21 protein-coding genes and 3 pseudogenes are annotated in these 17,264 nt (G+C 36.4%); 17 read left to right on the top strand and 7 right to left on the bottom strand.

Annotated elements, in window-relative coordinates:
* On the top strand, nt 1–909 hold the full coding sequence (locus tag NY607_RS16170; protein ID WP_131521006.1) for a D-alanine--D-alanine ligase: 909 nt from the start codon (nt 1–3) through the stop codon (nt 907–909).
* 188 nt (nt 910–1,097) lie between these two features.
* Here the strand turns inward: NY607_RS16170 and NY607_RS16165 are convergent, their stop codons facing one another.
* The gene (locus NY607_RS16165) at nt 1,098–1,937 is read right to left on the bottom strand and encodes a YitT family protein (RefSeq protein ID WP_036079667.1); all 840 of its coding nucleotides are present in this window, start codon (nt 1,935–1,937) and stop codon (nt 1,098–1,100) included.
* A 203-nt stretch (nt 1,938–2,140) separates the two neighbouring features.
* Between NY607_RS16165 and NY607_RS24330 the strand changes: the two genes are divergently transcribed.
* The 5 genes from NY607_RS24330 to NY607_RS16145 all read left to right on the top strand — a co-directional run bounded on the left by NY607_RS24330 (nt 2,141) and on the right by NY607_RS16145 (nt 5,821).
* A complete protein-coding gene (locus NY607_RS24330) occupies nt 2,141–2,185 on the top strand; it encodes an erythromycin resistance leader peptide (protein WP_112118014.1) in 45 nt (14 codons plus the stop codon).
* A gap of 273 nt (nt 2,186–2,458) precedes the next feature.
* Nucleotides 2,459–3,907, top strand: a complete 1,449-nt coding sequence (locus NY607_RS16160) for an Msr family ABC-F type ribosomal protection protein (protein ID WP_237898870.1) — start codon at nt 2,459–2,461, stop codon at nt 3,905–3,907.
* A gap of 123 nt (nt 3,908–4,030) precedes the next feature.
* Entirely contained in the window at nt 4,031–4,474 is a 444-nt protein-coding gene (locus tag NY607_RS16155; protein WP_237901020.1) for an SRPBCC family protein, read from the top strand.
* A gap of 77 nt (nt 4,475–4,551) precedes the next feature.
* Nucleotides 4,552–4,686: a DUF4303 domain-containing protein gene (locus tag NY607_RS16150; RefSeq protein WP_217492442.1), complete on the top strand. Its 135-nt coding sequence runs from the start codon at nt 4,552–4,554 to the stop codon at nt 4,684–4,686.
* A gap of 13 nt (nt 4,687–4,699) precedes the next feature.
* Nucleotides 4,700–5,821, top strand: a complete 1,122-nt coding sequence (locus NY607_RS16145) for a serine hydrolase (RefSeq protein ID WP_237898868.1) — start codon at nt 4,700–4,702, stop codon at nt 5,819–5,821.
* A 29-nt stretch (nt 5,822–5,850) separates the two neighbouring features.
* On the opposite strand, the pseudogene NY607_RS16140 reads toward NY607_RS16145, so the two are convergent.
* Nucleotides 5,851–6,153, bottom strand: a pseudogene (locus NY607_RS16140) (US22-like family protein); the annotation flags it as partial.
* 245 nt (nt 6,154–6,398) lie between these two features.
* On the opposite strand from NY607_RS16140, the gene NY607_RS16135 reads away from it, so the two are divergent.
* Nucleotides 6,399–6,926: a cupin domain-containing protein gene (locus NY607_RS16135; protein ID WP_259419987.1), complete on the top strand. Its 528-nt coding sequence runs from the start codon at nt 6,399–6,401 to the stop codon at nt 6,924–6,926.
* A gap of 103 nt (nt 6,927–7,029) precedes the next feature.
* On the top strand, nt 7,030–7,449 hold the full coding sequence (locus NY607_RS16130; RefSeq protein WP_131521002.1) for an Rrf2 family transcriptional regulator: 420 nt from the start codon (nt 7,030–7,032) through the stop codon (nt 7,447–7,449).
* A gap of 40 nt (nt 7,450–7,489) precedes the next feature.
* Here NY607_RS16130 and NY607_RS16125 read toward each other — a convergent pair whose 3' ends face one another.
* The gene (locus NY607_RS16125) at nt 7,490–7,894 is read right to left on the bottom strand and encodes a carboxymuconolactone decarboxylase family protein (protein ID WP_131521001.1); all 405 of its coding nucleotides are present in this window, start codon (nt 7,892–7,894) and stop codon (nt 7,490–7,492) included.
* A 110-nt stretch (nt 7,895–8,004) separates the two neighbouring features.
* Here NY607_RS16125 and NY607_RS16120 point away from each other — a divergent pair, with 110 nt between their 5' ends.
* The 5 genes from NY607_RS16120 to NY607_RS16100 all read left to right on the top strand — a co-directional run bounded on the left by NY607_RS16120 (nt 8,005) and on the right by NY607_RS16100 (nt 11,077).
* Complete coding sequence (locus NY607_RS16120) at nt 8,005–8,424, top strand: Lrp/AsnC family transcriptional regulator (RefSeq protein WP_131521000.1); 420 nt, start codon at nt 8,005–8,007, stop codon at nt 8,422–8,424.
* A 16-nt stretch (nt 8,425–8,440) separates the two neighbouring features.
* Nucleotides 8,441–8,965, top strand: a complete 525-nt coding sequence (locus NY607_RS16115; protein ID WP_237898866.1) for a GNAT family N-acetyltransferase — start codon at nt 8,441–8,443, stop codon at nt 8,963–8,965.
* Nucleotides 8,966–8,987: 22 nt separating this feature from the next.
* Complete coding sequence (locus NY607_RS16110) at nt 8,988–9,332, top strand: YunG family protein (RefSeq protein WP_131520998.1); 345 nt, start codon at nt 8,988–8,990, stop codon at nt 9,330–9,332.
* Between the two features lie 137 nt (nt 9,333–9,469).
* Nucleotides 9,470–10,063, top strand: coding sequence for an NADPH-dependent FMN reductase (locus tag NY607_RS16105; RefSeq protein ID WP_004231581.1), 594 nt, complete (start codon nt 9,470–9,472; stop codon nt 10,061–10,063).
* 75 nt (nt 10,064–10,138) lie between these two features.
* Complete coding sequence (locus tag NY607_RS16100) at nt 10,139–11,077, top strand: ring-cleaving dioxygenase (RefSeq protein ID WP_193767365.1); 939 nt, start codon at nt 10,139–10,141, stop codon at nt 11,075–11,077.
* Nucleotides 11,078–11,125: 48 nt separating this feature from the next.
* Here NY607_RS16100 and NY607_RS16095 read toward each other — a convergent pair.
* Nucleotides 11,126–11,335 (bottom strand): annotated as a pseudogene (locus tag NY607_RS16095) (MFS transporter); the annotation flags it as partial.
* On the opposite strand from NY607_RS16095, the pseudogene NY607_RS16090 reads away from it, so the two are divergent.
* A pseudogene (locus tag NY607_RS16090) lies at nt 11,318–11,536 on the top strand (TetR/AcrR family transcriptional regulator); the annotation flags it as partial. The pseudogenes NY607_RS16095 and NY607_RS16090 sit on opposite strands and share 18 nt — an antisense overlap.
* A gap of 86 nt (nt 11,537–11,622) precedes the next feature.
* On the opposite strand, the gene NY607_RS16085 reads toward NY607_RS16090, so the two are convergent.
* Nucleotides 11,623–12,012, bottom strand: a complete 390-nt coding sequence (locus NY607_RS16085; RefSeq protein ID WP_131520996.1) for a RidA family protein — start codon at nt 12,010–12,012, stop codon at nt 11,623–11,625.
* A gap of 422 nt (nt 12,013–12,434) precedes the next feature.
* On the opposite strand from NY607_RS16085, the gene NY607_RS16080 reads away from it, so the two are divergent.
* The 3 genes from NY607_RS16080 to NY607_RS16070 all read left to right on the top strand — a co-directional run bounded on the left by NY607_RS16080 (nt 12,435) and on the right by NY607_RS16070 (nt 15,342).
* Complete coding sequence (locus tag NY607_RS16080; RefSeq protein WP_048394009.1) at nt 12,435–13,487, top strand: AI-2E family transporter; 1,053 nt, start codon at nt 12,435–12,437, stop codon at nt 13,485–13,487.
* A gap of 64 nt (nt 13,488–13,551) precedes the next feature.
* Nucleotides 13,552–14,085, top strand: a complete 534-nt coding sequence (locus tag NY607_RS16075; protein WP_259419985.1) for a GNAT family N-acetyltransferase — start codon at nt 13,552–13,554, stop codon at nt 14,083–14,085.
* A gap of 225 nt (nt 14,086–14,310) precedes the next feature.
* Nucleotides 14,311–15,342, top strand: a complete 1,032-nt coding sequence (locus tag NY607_RS16070; RefSeq protein WP_066037941.1) for a S66 family peptidase — start codon at nt 14,311–14,313, stop codon at nt 15,340–15,342.
* Nucleotides 15,343–15,384: 42 nt separating this feature from the next.
* Here NY607_RS16070 and NY607_RS16065 read toward each other — a convergent pair whose 3' ends face one another.
* Both NY607_RS16065 and NY607_RS16060 read right to left on the bottom strand, forming a co-directional pair.
* On the bottom strand, nt 15,385–16,728 hold the full coding sequence (locus tag NY607_RS16065; protein ID WP_259419984.1) for an MATE family efflux transporter: 1,344 nt from the start codon (nt 16,726–16,728) through the stop codon (nt 15,385–15,387).
* A complete protein-coding gene (locus tag NY607_RS16060) occupies nt 16,715–17,182 on the bottom strand; it encodes a GNAT family N-acetyltransferase (protein WP_048394017.1) in 468 nt (155 codons plus the stop codon). The genes NY607_RS16065 and NY607_RS16060 overlap by 14 nt, the downstream gene beginning before the upstream one ends.
* Nucleotides 17,183–17,264 lie beyond the last annotated feature (82 nt).

Below are 17,264 nucleotides of genomic sequence, written 5' to 3'. Positions count from 1 at the left end.
ATGAAGGTTGGCGTAATTATGGGTGGTACTTCCTCTGAAAAGCAGGTTTCCATTATGACAGGTAAGGAAATGGTCACTCAATTAGATAAGCAAAAATACGAAGTTGTGGCCATCACATTAGATAACAACAAAGAGGTAATTGACAAGGTGGGTGATATTGATGTGGCTTTGTTAGCACTTCACGGTAAGTTTGGGGAAGATGGTACGATTCAGGGGGTGCTAGAAACGTTGGGTATTCCTTATACAGGAAGCGGTCTTCTAGCAAGTAGTTTGTGCATGGATAAAAATATGGCTAAAAAAATCCTTCGATATGAAGGTGTTGCAACGCCAGATTGGGTGCATCTCATAAAAGGAGAGGAGTTGCCCTTACAGGATATAGAGCTTATGGGTTATCCACTTGTAGTTAAGCCAAATGCTGGTGGTTCTAGTGTGGGTGTTCAAATTGTCCATGACCGGAGTGCCTTATTAGCTGCAGTTACAGAGGTATTTAAGTGGGATAACGAAATCATTATTGAGCAGTACTTGATTGGCGAAGAAATTACATGCCCCATCCTTAATGAACAGCTATTGCCAATCCTGTCAATCAAACATACAGCAGTATTTTTTGACTACCAGGCAAAATATGACGATGCTTCTACAGTAGAGGAGCCTGTGGAACTACCACTTGCAATTCACGACCGAGTTGCAAAGGCTGCGATGATCAGTTACAAGGCTTTAAGATGCACTGTCTATGCAAGAGTAGATATGTTAATTAAGGATGGCGTTCCTTATGTGTTGGAGGTTAATACATTGCCTGGCATGACGCAAAATAGCCTCCTACCAAAAAGTGCCCTTGCAGCGGGGATCAGCTATTCAGCACTATTAGACAGTATTATCGAAAGCTCCTTACAGATTGATAGAAATAGGTAAATAGAAAAACAAAATCACCAATAGAATTTTTGTGAAAGGTGAAAATGAATATCCGTTCCAAGCTACTTCTAATTGGGGAACGGAAATCAACCCTTCGCTTTGCCAAAGGTTCTTTTTCTGCTAGTGAAATCTTTTTCAACAATATAAAACACCTTTTGTTGTTATCTACAAAAGGTGTTTTGACTGTTTTATGATTTTGCTAATTCAATAAAGCCTTCTCCGAAAACGTCCCTTACATCATGAATGGCAATAAATGCGTCCTTGTCTACTTCCTTGACAATTTTTTTAAGCTTTACAACTTCTTGCTTACTAATAACAATATACAGGATTTCCTTTTGTTCCTTTGTATAATAACCATGACCTGATAGTACAGTTACCCCACGATTCATATAAGCAGTTACCTGTCCAGCAATGTCTTCTGGTTTTTTGGAGATAATGGTAACTGCCTTTTTAGGGTTAACCCCTTCAATAACAAACTCCATTACCTTTGTACCAACATACAGCATAACAATTGTTAGCATTAATGCCTCCGCACCAATGATAAAATAAGATGAAAAAGCAACAATTAAATCGAAGAATAAAAGTCCATAGCTAATACTCCATCCAAGATATTTGTTAGTGATTCTCGCTAAAATTGTAGAACCTGCTGTTGTACCACCAACTCTTATAATTAAGCCAATACCGACTCCTGCAAATACGCCACCAAAAATTGTATTGACGATAATCTCATCTGAAGAAATAGACCACGTTTCTGTTAAATGTAAAAATAAAGAGTGGAATGAGACCGCTATGATTGTATAAATTGTTGTTTGTCTATTTAAAAATTTATAACCAACGATAAGTAAAGCTGCATTCATAACAAAGCTGACAATACTTGGCGACCATCCGAACAGATAATAAGCAATAATCGTTAAGCCTGTTACGCCACCTTCACCTAAATCATTAGGAATAACAAATAAGTTAACTGCTAGGGCAAAAAGCAGTGATCCAAGCATAATCATTAAAATATCGATAACGTATTTCTTCATTCACATAACACCACCAAATCAAATTTTATTTTTTCTTAAATTCCATACTATATCAGGTTTTCACCAAATGATATACTTTTTGGAATGTTCATTTGTGATATATCGACAGTAATTAGTGTGTCTTTAGAGAGAACTTTGGAAACTTGACATATTATAGCTAAAATTTATAATAGTCGTAACACTGCTAGGAGGGTTATTAAAAAATGACACATGCTATGAGACTACGTTTCCCAATGTTGAACCAGTAACTGAATAGGGCCAAACTCTGTTTTGTACACCAGAGTAAATGGGATAGTCTGTCCTTTTTTAATCATCTTCATCATCATGAGAAAAAAGACGCTTGTCTTACAATCAATCTCTTTTACTTTACATCACAGGCAAATTGTCTGTGTTTTTTTATTGAATGTAGGGAGGAAAGTGAAATGTATAGTCTATTATTCTTTTGATACGAGCTTTGATTAAAAGCTCGTATCGATACCATCGCTATCGATACGGAATGATCAATTTCGGGAGGTAGCAATATGGAAAAGGTTTGCTTTGAGTTAGAGAATGTAGTCGTTACTTATTTAGATAAAGAACTATTAAATATTGAAAAATTAGCTGTGCATCAATTTGACCGGATAGGTATCGTTGGCAAAAATGGTGTAGGTAAAAGTACGTTGATGAAGTTACTTGCTGGCAAGATACAACCGATAAGTGGGAAATTGAAAAGTCATGTTCATTTCGGATATTTTGAACAGATGAAGGCACCAACGTTAATAGAGGCCGATCCACAGTTATTAGGGAAATTAGCAGTACCTACGTATTCTGAAGGATTAAGTGGTGGAGAGCAAACAAGATTAAAGCTAGCACAATTATTTACTTCTTATGAGGAAGCTTTGCTTATTGATGAGCCGACAACACATTTGGATCAACTTGGAATTTCATTTTTATTAGATGAATTACGTTATTATTATGGGGCCCTCATACTCATCAGCCATGATCGTGCTGTACTAGATGAGCTGGTTACAACGATATGGGAGGTAGATGGTGGTAAGGTAACGATCTACTCAGGAAATTACAGCAATTATGCCATGCAAAAGCAATTAGAGCAAGATCAACAAAATCAGGCTCATGATCAATATTTGAAAGAAAAGAGCAGACTTGAAAAAGCTGTAGATGAAAAAATGAAAAAAGCTGAAAAGATTGCTCAGGCAGGCAATATGTCTAAAAGAGAGGCTAACGCTAAACCTAATCGTATGTTTATGACAAAGTCCAAAGGCACAAGTCAAAAAGCTGTACAGCGTGCAGCAAAAGCTATCGAACATCGGATAGGGAAGCTTCAAAAAGTAGAAGCGGTGCAGGAGGAAAGAAAAATTGTTTTTCGGCAATCAAAAGCCTTGGCATTGCATAATAAGTATCCCATTATGGCAGATCGATTCACTTTATATGCTCAAGATAAGGTACTATTACACGAGGTCAGCTTCCAAATCCCGTTAGGTAAAAAAATTGCGCTTAAGGGTAAAAATGGTAGTGGTAAAAGTACATTACTAAAACATATAGCTAATACTGGTGAGGGAATAACTATTTCTCCAAAGGCTAAAATAGGTTATTTTCATCAGATGAGCTACCAATTTGCTGGTGAGGAAACAGTGCTACAATTTTTAAAGAATCGCTCTGAATATGATGAAAGTTTATTACGAAGCGTACTTCATTCCATGCAGTTTGCTGGCACTGATTTACAAAAGAAAATTACCACACTTAGTGGTGGTGAGGCCATACGCCTTCAGCTTTGTCGCCTATTTTTAGGAAATTATAATATTTTGCTGTTGGATGAACCAACTAATTTCTTAGATATTCAAGCACTCGAAGCCCTTGAACAATTTATAGCTGCTTATGAGGGAACAATAATCTTTGTCACACATGATAAAAATTTTATCGACAATGTAGCAGATATTCAGTTGACTGTTCATAATAAAAAAATACTTTAAGTGAAAAGGTGCGATTCCATTAGGAGAATCGCACCTTTTTTAGTGAATTTTTATTAGGAAGGAAGGTTAATGGAAAATTTCGGCGAAGGTGTAGATAGACAATATGAAAAAGGAAGATGAATGATGATAAATACGGATGTGACGACGAAACTAAAAATCAATCAACCAGCCCATAAAGTATTTGAAGCCATTATTTCCCCTACTGAAATCGGTCATTATTGGTTTTCTAGCAGTTCCGAAAGATGGGCAGAAGGTAAAAGAATCACGCTTAAATATGAGGAGTATGGTGCAGAGGGTGTGATCACTGTGCTTGAAATGGAGATGAATAAAAAAATTGTGTTTGTTTGGGGAGAAGAGCATGGTGAAGTGACAATGGTTACCATCACTTTTGAAGAATCAGAAAGTGAAACAATTATTACTGTTGTAGAATCTGGGTTAAATGCACATGACCCAGAAATTGTGACAAAAATGATGGGCCAAAAAGAGGGTTGGGTCTATACATTAACGTGCCTCAAAGGATATTTAGAAAATGGGGTTAGCAATTTACGAGCTTCTCTAATTCATTAAGGAGGAGAGTATGTCAACGATCGATATCATCGAGCAATTGGAGCTGAATTAGTTTGTGCTAAGAAGAGTTATTCGAGGTGAATCAAGCAAGGGATTCTGTATGCATACTTGTTGAAGTGATGCCTCCAGAAATAAAAACAGAAATAGCATTACGATTAAATAACCAGTCGTCTACAGTATTACAGCAATGGTTGTTAGAAGCAGCTGAATGATGGAGGGATGAATATGAAAAAGTTGTATTGGATGATTGGCAGTGTTTTGGTTTGTATAGGTTTTGTATGTAGCATTATTTTTTGGAAGTTTCAAAAAGAAATCAAGAAGAACGATCCTGAATATATCGTGCAATTTATCAAGGAACATAAAGAGGATAAAAATATTTCTGTAGCCATTCAATATAATCAACAACATTGGGTGGAGCTAAACACCAAGGAACAGCTACCGTTAGCAAGTACGGTTAAAATAATCGTAGCCATCGCCTATGCGCAACAAGCAGCTGATGGCCGTATTAATCCTAAAGAGCAAGTAAATCTAAAGGAGTTAGAGGCATTCTACATTCCTAAAACAGATGGCGGCGCACATAAAGCATGGTTGGCGCAGTTAAACCTTCAGGGTGCAGATAGTGTACCTTTAAGTGAAGTAGCAAATGGCATGATTGCCTATAGCTCCAATGCAAATACGGAATATTTAATGAATGTATTAGACTTTCAAATATTTAATGATGTGCTTACACAGTTAAATGTAGAGGATCATGAACCTTTGTATCCAATTGTAAGTGCACTTTATATTCCCATTCACTTGATGGAGGAAAAAAATTTAACGAAAAAAGCAACATTAACTGCTTTGCGAAAAATGGATATGGTTGAATATCGTGAGCGTGCATTGGCTATTCATTCGAATTGGATAGAACATCCTTTAACAATTGAGGAGAAAACAAAAGCTCAAAAAATGCTCAATATGGATTTTCAAAAGATATGGTCTGATCGTTTAATAAGGGCCACAACAAGTGATTACATCTCTATTTTAGAAAAATTGAATGGTAAAAATTTCTTTAGCGCAGAAGTACATAAATATTTAGATCCCGTGTTGGAGCAATTGATGCAGAATCCTAGAAATCAAGCATGGTTAAAACATGCTGGTCAAAAGGGAGGATCGACGGCATTTGTGTTAACACTAGCAGCCTATGCGGAAGATAAAGATGGAAATCAAACAGAAATAGCCTTTTTCGCTAACAACTTAAATACAATGGAGCAGATTAAGCTCTCAAATAGTATGAATAGTTTTCAATTGAAATTTCTTACAGATGATAAATTTCGTAAGCGTTTGAAAGAGGAATTTTCCGAGTTGTGAGTTGCCCATAGATAAGGCAACTCATACTATTAACTACGCTCATCAATCAGTTTTTCAAGAAATTCTGAGAAAGAAGAGGCATATTCATAGATCATGTCATTCATTAAGTCATAGCACATAACTGGAAATTCGCCGTGTTCATCTTTAGACGAACGATCAAAGAAGTACAATTCGTCAGAGTCTGGAATAAATAAATCCAATCTATTCGGAAATTGTTTACACCACTCCTCGTCAGCCAAGTTAAGACGATGTATATAGAGAATATCATGATCATTGATGTCTCTGTATGCTGGTGGGCCGATTGAGAGAATAGATCCACCATTCAGCTGCCCATTGCCATAATTTTTTAACCACCAGCAATAGGATGGTGGTAAATCGAATCCTAACTCTGCTCAACGTGTCCAGAAAACCATTTAATCGCAGGATTACCTGCAAGCTTTTTTGTTAATCTAGCATACACTGTATCTACCTCCAGTCTATATATAAAGATTACTCAATTAAGTCACACTACATGTGAGTACCTTCTTTCATTCAGCTGCATACTATAGCGTTATCATGCATGAGAGGATTGAGATAAATGTACCACCCTTATTACGGTAATTATCAATCGTATCATTACGGTTATCAACCTGTTTATTGGGCCTATCCAAATCAGGCAGAACGAGCGCCAAGAAGTAATGTCCAGAATGATTTTGGACCAACACCATTTGTTATCGACATTGAAGAGGCTACAAAGCGCAATAAAAATTATCGTACAGTATTGTGGACAGGGTCAAACTTACAAGTAACGGTGATGAGTCTTAATGTCGGAGAAGATATTGGTTTAGAAGTACACCCACATGTGGACCAATTCATTTGTATTGAGGAGGGGCATGGATTAACTCAAATGGGGCCAACTAGAGATTATTTAAACTATCAGAGACATGTCGCAGAAGATACGGCTATTATGGTACCAGCAGGAACATGGCATAATGTTACGAATACAGGGGATAAACCACTAAAGCTTTACACGATCTATGCGCCACCAAATCATCCATTTGGGACTGTACAAGTAACAAAGGCTGATGCTCTTGCTGGAGAAGCGGGTTATGGACAGCATGACTAGGGATCATAAAAGCGTGTTTTCATACAAAACATGCTTTTTTCTTGAATTATGATAGAATGTGTTTTAATTGCAGATAATAAAGGTCCTGAATGAAGGGTGATGAATGATGAAGTATTCAAAAGCAACAAATTATGCTTTACATACAATGGTGTTTTTAACACGCAATCCTAAAGGGAAATCAATGAGTGTAGAGTCTTTAGCAGAAATGCAAAAATTATCTCCAACCTATCTTTCCAAAATATTAACTAAGCTTGTGAAGGCAGGCTTAATTGAGTCAAACCCAGGTGTCAACGGTGGTTACCGCATTTCTAAGCGCCCCCAAGAAATTTCGTTTTTAGAGGTTATTTATGCGATTGAAGGACAAACCTCATTATTTAGTTGCTCTTCTGATCACGAAGATTCCTTCCATCATCAAGGCTGTCTCATTGAGCAAGTGATGGTGGATGCTGAAAATAATATGAAAGAAGAGCTTAGTAAGAAATTTATTATAGATATAGCTAATAAAATGGAATTAAAAGGATAGCAGCTGGAATAGGAACTAGGGTTTCGCCCCTAGCTCCTTATTATTTTAATTGCATGAGTGCGCCAAAATATTGCTGTGCTGTCGTGAAGCAAATAAATGCTAGTAGCTCACTAATCTCCGCTTCTGTTAAATAGTCCTTTAATACAGCCGTGACGTTGGGGGCGGTGTGCCCCTTAGCAGCTAAGAATGCTTCCGCAAAACCTGTGCATACTGCCGTTTTCTCATCATAGTTCTGGGGATCAGGCTTGCCTTTTGCCTGACAATACTGACAGCCATTTTTTTGAGCTAAAGTTTTTCGAACCTCTTCTTTTAATGAAGTGGATAGATGCCCGTCTTTTTCGAGTACCTCCCCCAACTGCTGCCAGTGCAGCTGAATTCCCTTGTTGTAGCCTAATAATTGTTGAAAGGGTGTTAAGCCCTTGTCATATAATTGAATAAGTGTCATCAATCATTCCTCCTTCTATTAATTAGTGTAAAATGTTCATAACGAAGTTAACATATCAATTCGAAGGGAAATATGATTGTTTTCCTTCAAAAAGAAGGGGTATTTACAAAATGGATTTCATTAACGAAATGATACTTAAAGAATTAAAAGAAGATAGTCGAATTTCTATGAGCGAGCTAGGAAGAAGGGTTCACTTATCTGCACCAGCAGTTCGTGAAAGAATAAGACAATTAGAGGAACAGAAGGTCATTAAGAGATATACGTTAGCTATTAATAAGAAAGCATTGGGTTATCCAATTGAAGCGATTGTTGAGGCGACAATCAAAAATAACCGCTATGCAGACTTTAAAGAACATCTGAAGGTTTATACAAATATAGACTTCTGTTATCGCATTTCAGGTGAGTCATGTTTTTTATTAAAGGGGCATTTTCAATCTTTTCCTGATGTAGAGCAGTTTATTGATGCATTACAGCCATATGCACATACAAAAACTAATTTTATTTTTTCAGATATATGTGAGGACGTTTAGATGAAAGGAGATATGTATGGAAATAAAATTATTTGAAGAAGAAATTGATGATTTAGTTCATTTATTAACGCAAAATAGATGGTTGTATCACACGAATTCCTACATAAAAGAAGAGGCTATTCGAGCTGCATATGCCGAAGGATACTATCAGAACAATCGTGAAACACATTGGATACTAGAAGATGGAGAAAAAGTTGGCGTTATCTTTATTCATGATATAGACGATACGATCCCTCTTTTTGATCTCCGTTTAGAGGCAAATTATCGAGGCAAAGGATATGGTGTCAAAGCACTTCATTGGCTACAAGAATATCTGTTTGCCGAAAGAAAGAAAATTCGTATTGAAGGCTACACAAGAGTTGATAATATAGGAATGCGAAAATGCTTTAGTAAAGCTGGCTTTGTGAAGGAAGGGTATTTAAGAAATGCTTGGGAAAATGAAGATGGTACTGTGACAGATAGTATTGTCTATGGTTCTATTAAAGATGATTGGGTAGTTGGGAAGTCAACACCAATAAGAATGGATGAAGTCCCATTTTAACGTGTTTGAAAGGAGTTTTTGCATGGAAAAAGATGTATTAAATGCCTTAAGAAAATCATGGTCCATTCAATCAAGTTCTAAATGGAGTGTGGACAACCCTGCAAAAGGACAATGTGGCGTCACTTCATTAGTTGTGCAGGATATTCTTGGCGGAGAAATTAGGAAGACATTTCTTGAGGAAGGCTGGCACTTTTATAATATTATTAATGGAGAAAGAAAGGATTTCTCCGAGGAACAATTTCCATATCTAATCCACTACCAAGATATTGATTCAAATAGGGTAGAGGCTTTTCAAGATACTAATGATAGTCAATATCGTTATCTAAAAACACAAGTTTATAAGCTTTTAGGGGAGGCAGAGAATTAATTATCTCTGCCTTTTTAATTTTCAAAACAAAGTTGTTGACGTTTATAAAAATATCGTGTTATTATTATCTCGAATTCAAGATAAATAAATTCAAGATAAATGAATTCGAACCTTTAGCTTCGCCAGGAGGTACAATTATGGGGTTTTTTAATAAATTATTTCGTACAAAAAAAGAGGAGGAACAAACAATGGCAGAATTAAATATCGGTATTATTATTGGATCAACTCGTGAGGGGCGTGTAAGCCCTCAAGTAGCACAGTGGGTAAAGGAAATTGCAGATCAACGTGGAGATGCCAATTATACAGTGATTGATATTGCTGATTATAAATTACCATTATTAGGTGAGCCAGGACAGGATGCTTCAGGAGCACAAGGTTGGTCAGAAATTATTGCTAAACAAGATGGTTTTGTATTCATCGTACAAGAATACAATCACTCTATTACAGGTGCATTAAAAAATGCACTAGACTACTTACGTGTTGAATGGAATAACAAAGCAGCTGGAATCGTATCTTATGGTTCTGTTGGCGGTGCTCGTGCAGCAGAACATTTACGTGGGATTATGGGTGAGCTTTTAATCGCAGATGTGCGTGTTCATCCAGCACTATCATTATTCACAGATTTTGAAAATGGCACAGAATTTAAACCAAAAGAAGTACAAATAGATTCAGTAAACCAAATGTTAGATCAATTGATCCCATGGTCTAAAGCGTTGTATACAATTCGCTAAGCTTTTACAGATTGAGGTAGGTATAAATAGGGCATAGTATAGGTGAGAAATATAGTCATGAAAGGGCTTGTTAACATGAAAAAACATACAGCAGGTATACACCATATCACAGCGATCGTAGGACATCCGCAAGAGAATATTGATTTTTATGCGGGAGTATTAGGCTTACGTTTAGTAAAACAAACAGTAAACTTTGATGATCCGGGCACATATCATTTATATTTCGGTGACAAAGGTGGGAAACCAGGAACAATCATTACCTTCTTCCCTTGGGCTAATGCTTATCAAGGACGTATTGGTGATGGTCAGGTTGGCGTTACAACGTATGTTGTACCAGAAGGAGCACTGCCATTTTGGGTTAATCGCTTAGCGAAATACTCGATTCCTTTCCAAAAAGCTGAACGTTTTGGTGAGCAAGTCATTCAATTCGATGATCCACATGGTTTGCATATTGAACTCGTGGCACGTGCGAAAGGCGGGCTCAACGAATGGTCATTTGGTGAAGTAACACCTGAGGTTGCTATCAAAGGATTTGGTGGAGCTACACTATTCTCAAGTCACCCTGAAGAAACTGCCAAAGTTTTAACAGAAGTAATGGGTCTTGAAAAGGTAGCGACGGAAGGTGACTATACGCGTTATACTTCTAGTGCAGAAATCGGCAATACAGTGGATTTAAAAACAGTTGCAGGTCAACGTGGCCAAATGGGTGTAGGAACTGTGCATCATATTGCGTGGAGAGCTCAAGATAATACAGATCATTTAGAATGGCAAGAGTATGTGATGAATCATGGACAACATGTAACAGAAGTAAAAGATCGTAATTATTTTAATGCGATTTATTTCCGTGAACCTGGCGAAATTTTATTTGAAATCGCTACAGATCCTCCTGGATTTGCTCATGACGAGACAAAAGAGACAATGGGTAGTCAATTAATGTTGCCACCTCAGTACGAGCAGCACCGTGAACAATTAGAAAGAACATTAATTCCGATTAAAGTACGTGAGCTTGATTAAGCAGGCTTGCAGGATCAAACTAAGCTAAAGTTGGAGAGATTTTTGAGAGCCTAGCCCATAAAAAATTTGTGTGATAGTAATAATCAAACCAATAATTGATTGATCAATAGCAAAATCATTCGATAATTCATCTAGCAGCGGCTGAGCAAAATAAATATTGGCAACAGACATTCCGCAGGCTGTAGCGAATAATAATGTTACAGCGCGGGATATAGAAGATGATTGATTTATATGAATCGCCTCATTTGCAGTGAGCATCAACTCTATCTATCAGTAATTTTTCAGGAGACAATTGAACGGGGAATTCAATCAGGAGAACTAGAGGCGAACACGGATTCAAAGTCTTTAGCGCAAGCATTAATTGTTGCGTTAATAGGGTTAACAGTTATGCTGAAATCGCAGCCACAACGCTCGTTTGCTGATAACGCTATTGCAACGACGCTGACATTACTTAAATAATAAGGCAATACCCCTTTAGCACTGCTAAAGGGGTATTGAAAAATAAAAAAAATGCACAAATTTAGTTTATAAAACATAGGATGAATTTATAAATCCTTACAAGCCCATGCGTCAATCTCAACCTTTAAAGCTGGCGTAGCGAGTGCAACGACATACATTAATGTTGTACATGGAAGATGTTCCCCCAAGAAGTCACTGATAATTTCCTTTCGTTGAATAGCATCCATATCCCCCACTAAATAAAAGACGAGCTTTGTAATATCTTGAACTTCCATATCGGCACTATCTAGATTTCTTTTAATATTTTCAAGTGCTATCTTCAATTGAGCTATTGCATCTTCAGGTATAGATCCATCAGCTATCATGCCGATTTGTCCAGATAGTGTTAACCATCTCTGAGGCCCCGTCACCTCAATTTGATGAACATAAGGAGCAACGGGTGGATGAATGTTCTGAGGGTTTCTCGCAATTTTCATAGAATCAGTCCTTGTCTCTGTTTAATTTATATCTCTAATCAAAATAGCATAAAGTAATAGTTGATAAAAGTTCTATACAAATACCATTATAAAAGAACATACAAATTGGATATGCTGGTTTAAAGGGTTATAATAGATTTATAGAATTTTGGCTAATACGCTGGTAAAGCTTTCACAAAGGATAAGAGTTTCGACTTTTTAATTTGACAAGACATACAATTCACTTCAACCCCGCCTTAGGTTTTATACAGACACTTCTAAAAGAAACATATATTTCGTCTTATTTTGAAGGTAGATGGCTATACTCATTAAATGAGAGGGAAATTTTTACATAAGAATGATGCGTATTGTTATAAATCAATTTTATAGTGTAGCCCTAGGTAGCAGAGGCAGCGAGGCCGTTTTGTAGAAGGAGTGAATAAATGAATAATTTCTTTCGGAGTAATGGATTTAAGCGTTTTATTATTCTAGTTGGGATTGCTCTTGCATTATATTTAATGCGTAGTATGATCAATCTAATTTTACTTACGTTTATTATTACTTATTTGATGAACCAGCTTACTACCAAAACAACGAAAAGCATAAGAAAATATACGCCGATGAATGAAAAAGCTGTGACGGTAACATTATATCTTTTACTTGTTGCGGGTATTGTAGCTGTTATTTACAAATATTTACCGATTGTGACCCAGCAGATCACACAGCTTTTTGACCTCATTGCAAGTTTTAATCTCGACCCAGATGACAATGAGATTGCGAGATACTTAGCACCGACTTTTGAGAAAATAGAGCTCGGGAAATATTTAGAGCAAGGTGTGGATTTAACTCTTAAAAATATTACGAATATTGGTAAAATCATTATGCAAATATTGATTTCTCTAATTTTGAGTTTATTCATCTTGTTAGAAAAGAATCGTATTATTGAGTTTACAGCTAAGTTTAAGGATAGTAAAATTGGACCGCTTTACGATGAGCTTCATTATTTCTCAAGAATATTCATCCGCTCATTTGGTAAAGTAATTGAAGCACAATTTATTATTGCTGCTGTTAACTGTGTGTTATCCGTCATCGCCCTTTCTATTATGGGCTTCCCACATTTGATTGCACTTGGGATTATGCTCTTTATTTTAGGCTTAGTTCCAGTCGCAGGCGTTATCATCTCATTAATACCATTAAGTATTATTGCATATAGCATTGGTGGTTTGATGTACATCGTCTATATTTTAGTTATTGTTATGGTTTTACATGCCATTGAAGCGTATTTCTTAAATCCAAAGCTTATGTCTGCCAAAACAGATTTACCGATTTTCTATACGTTTATGGTCATTCTCTTTTCTGAGCATTTCCTTGGTGTATGGGGACTAATCATAGGTATTCCACTATTTATGTTCCTGCTTGATATTCTAGGTGTAACCTCCTCGGAAGACCCTGCGAAGAAATCGGTGAAGGTACACACTGAAAAACAAATGGAATAGTTCTAACAAAGGAATCATCTACATACATGATGATTCCTTATTTAATGCACAAGAGGTGTTTATATTGATAAAAGGTCAACAGGTCTATTTAAGAGAAATACGTGAAGATGATTGTGATAGTATTATAAGATGCTTTCAAAATGAAGAAATCATGTATATGACAGGAACACGGAACATCTTAACAAAGGAACAAATCAAAGAGGCGATCAAACGCTTTAAAGCAGATTCTTCTCGCTATGATTTTGCTATTTGTTTAGTTGATAATGATCAGGTAATTGGTGATTTGGCGATTATGGAGGTTGATTTAGATAATAAAAAGGCAGTGTTCCGTATAGCTTTACATAATATAGAGAATTGTGGCAGAGGTATGGGTTCAGAAGCAGTTAGGCTTGCTCAAAGATTTACATTTGAGGAGCTAAATCTGAATCGCTTAGAATTACAGGTATATTCACACAATAGTAGAGCAATTAAATCCTATGAAAAGGTCGGCTTTAAAAAAGAAGGTGTTTTGAGGCAGGCCTTGTTTATGAATAATACATTTTCTGATGAAATCATTATGAGTCTGTTGCGTGATGAATATATGAAAATTCAAAAGTAGAAATTTAACCAGCACAGATTTTTGTGTTGGTTTTTTTTCTGAACACAAGTATAATTGGTAAAAATTTCTGTGTGTGAAGGACAGAAATAGTGTTGAAACTTTCATAGCTGTATTTTTAGTTAAAATGCATTCTAAATCTGATATAGCAAAACTAATTAAGAGACCCAAAATCATCTTGTTGTTGTAAAACAATTATTTTTTGCAGGCATAAAGGAGAGATGGTAAATGAAAATACAATATCCTACTTTAAAAACGCCTCTTACGATTGGCGTGACAGCACCCTCTAGTGGAGTCGAACAGCATCTTCATCTATTAATAACAGAAGCTGAAAAACAATTAATACAAAGAGGAATGAAAGTTATTATTGGAAATACTACCTGGACGCAGCTTAAAGGTAGAAGTACAACAAAAGAAAAGCGAGTCTCTGAACTTATGGACTATTTATTAGATGAGCGAATAGATGTCGTCATGCCACCGTGGGGAGGCAGTTTTCTAATGGAGTTATTACCTTTAATCGATTGGGACGAATTAAAAAAAGCGGGACCCAAATGGATATTAGGGTATTCAGATATTAGTACTTTATCTTTTGTATACACAACCATGACGGGGTACGCATCCGCACATGGGGTGAATTTTACTGAATTATCTGCACCTCAATGGGATGAACTTTCTTCTAAATGGATAGACGTAATTACATGTAAGACTGGTCATTCAATAACTCAAAGCTCTTCTCACTATTTTCAATCGAGCTGGGAGCAAGTTTATAAAAATCCTGCTACAGGATTTTATTTTGACAGTGAAACCGAATGGAAAGTTCTAAACCAAGAGCGTAGTAATCGTATGACAGGTAGGTTGATAGGTGGCTGTTTAAATACATTGCAAATTCTTATAGGTACGCCCTTCGATTACGTTCAATCATTTATTAACGAATATTGCTCTGAGGAAGGAACAATATGGTATTTAGAAAGTGTTGGTATGGATGCAGCAAAAATCTACCGAGCTTTATGGCAATTAAAGTATAATGGTTGGTTCAATAAATGTAATGGTGTTCTAATCGGACGAGCAGGACTATATGAAAATCTAGGGGACTTTACATTGGTGGATGCATTAGGGGATATTTTTGACGAGATGGGAATACCAGTTTTCTATGAAGTAGATATTGGACATGTCCCCCCTCAATTAATTCTAGTGAATGGAGCAGTTGGGGAAGTAATAGTAGAAGAAGGAAGAGGTACGCTAAAAATGCAATTTTGTTAGGCAAACATATTAAAAGGGGACCTTGATGAGGTCCCCTTTCATTTAAGCATGGTCAGGAGATGAAAGGGTTCTTGGATTTTTCCTAATGAACAAGTAAATAAGCAATGCTGTAATTCCTTCTGCTACTGGGAAGGTCCACCAAATAGCCTGCGAGCCAAGTATCTTGGGTAGTATGATGAGAGTAGGGATAAATAAGATAATACTACGTAGTAACATAATTGTTGTAGCAATACGAATTTTTTCAATGGATTGAAAGAATTCTGCGAACACCATGTTGATCCCTAAAAATACATAGCCAATGGCAAAATGTACAAAGCCTTGTGCTGCCATACTGCGAATTTCAAATGAGCTATCTCCAAATAACGCCATTAATTGAGAAGGGAAAAGAAGAGCTATAAGAGCTGTTGTTAATCCTAAAATAAATGCGGTAGCTAAACCGATTTTCAATAAAGCAGTTAATCTTTCAAGTAATCTTGCCCCGTGGTGATAGCTTACTAATGGTTGTAGAGCCATACCGACTCCAAGGAAAATAGTCAGCAAGACAGTATGGATATAATTGACCATTGCATAGGCAGTAACGCCATTCGCACCTAAATAATGTAAAAATGTAACGTTATACAAAATAACGATAACTGCAACGGAAGCTTCAACAATAAAGCTAGGTAAACCTATAGCAAAAATTTTTTTCAAATCTAATAGATTTAAAAATGAAGTGACAAATTTTAACTCAGATTGAGGACGGAAAAAATGAAGACATAGCACAGACGTACCTATAATTGTAGCTATTGCTGTCGCTAAGGCACAGCCAGTCACGCCATAATCTAGTACGAAGATGAAAACATAATTTAAGAGTATATTCAAAGCCGATGTTGTAATTAAGCCCAGCATAGCCAATTTTGGGTTGCCATCATTCCGAATAAAAATACTTAATAAATTTTCAATTGTGTAAAATATCCCAAAGAGCAAAATTACATGTAAATATTCCTGCACATACGGATACGTATCATCGCTCGCTCCGAATATATAAGAAATGTCCTTTAGATTTAACGCGAGAAATCCAATAATCGTTATCACAACCACTAGCATTGTAGAAAACGCCAATGTAAATAGTTGATGGGCACGTTGCTTATTGCCCTCTCCTAGAGAAATCGAGAAAAGAGTAGCTCCTCCCATGCCAATCCATAGAGAAATAGAAAGCAAAATAGAGAAAATAGGAACAGCTATATTAACTCCAGCTAAAGCTGTAGGTCCCACGCCATGACTAACGAAAATGCCATCTACCAATATATTGACGGACATTAAAAGCATCCCGATCATTGCAGGGAATAAGTATGATAAAAATAATGGTTTCAGTGGCTTTGTTTCAATTGGATTAATGGTTGTCATAACCATGCACCTCCAAAACCATCACTTTTTCCCCTTTATCATCTAGCTCACCATTAAATATAAAACCAAATTGTTTATACAGCTGGATAGCTACAGCGTTATTGTCATAAACACTTAAATATATCTGAAGACAGTTGAACTTTACTGTTAAATATTGAATAAGTTGCTGTAAAAAATGTTTTCCCAAACCTTGTCCTTGGTATTGTTCTGCAATTAGATAGCGATCAAGCCATACTCGTTGACTGTAATCATCATGAGGGAATAAGCCGTACATAGCGAAGCCTATAGCGGTGTTATCTTTATACAGACCTAAAGGCGTAAAGCGTCGATCCATTTCCGCCTCTGCTAAGCATTGTTCTGTAGATTCAATAAAATGTTGCTGATTGTCAGCGATGCGTAATGCTAAAATTTCTTTCTTGTTAAAAGCTGTAATGTCACGAATCTCCGTGAACATAATGTCAAAACCTTTCTATTTTTATTTTGAATAGGTACAATCTAAAGTATATAGTAACTATATAGTCAAGGGAGGAAACTCA

Source organism: Lysinibacillus sp. A4 (assembly GCF_024919535.1).
In the GTDB taxonomy this organism is placed as follows: Bacteria; Bacillota; Bacilli; order Bacillales_A; family Planococcaceae; genus Lysinibacillus; species Lysinibacillus capsici.
This window is presented reverse-complemented; position numbering and strand designations above follow the sequence as displayed.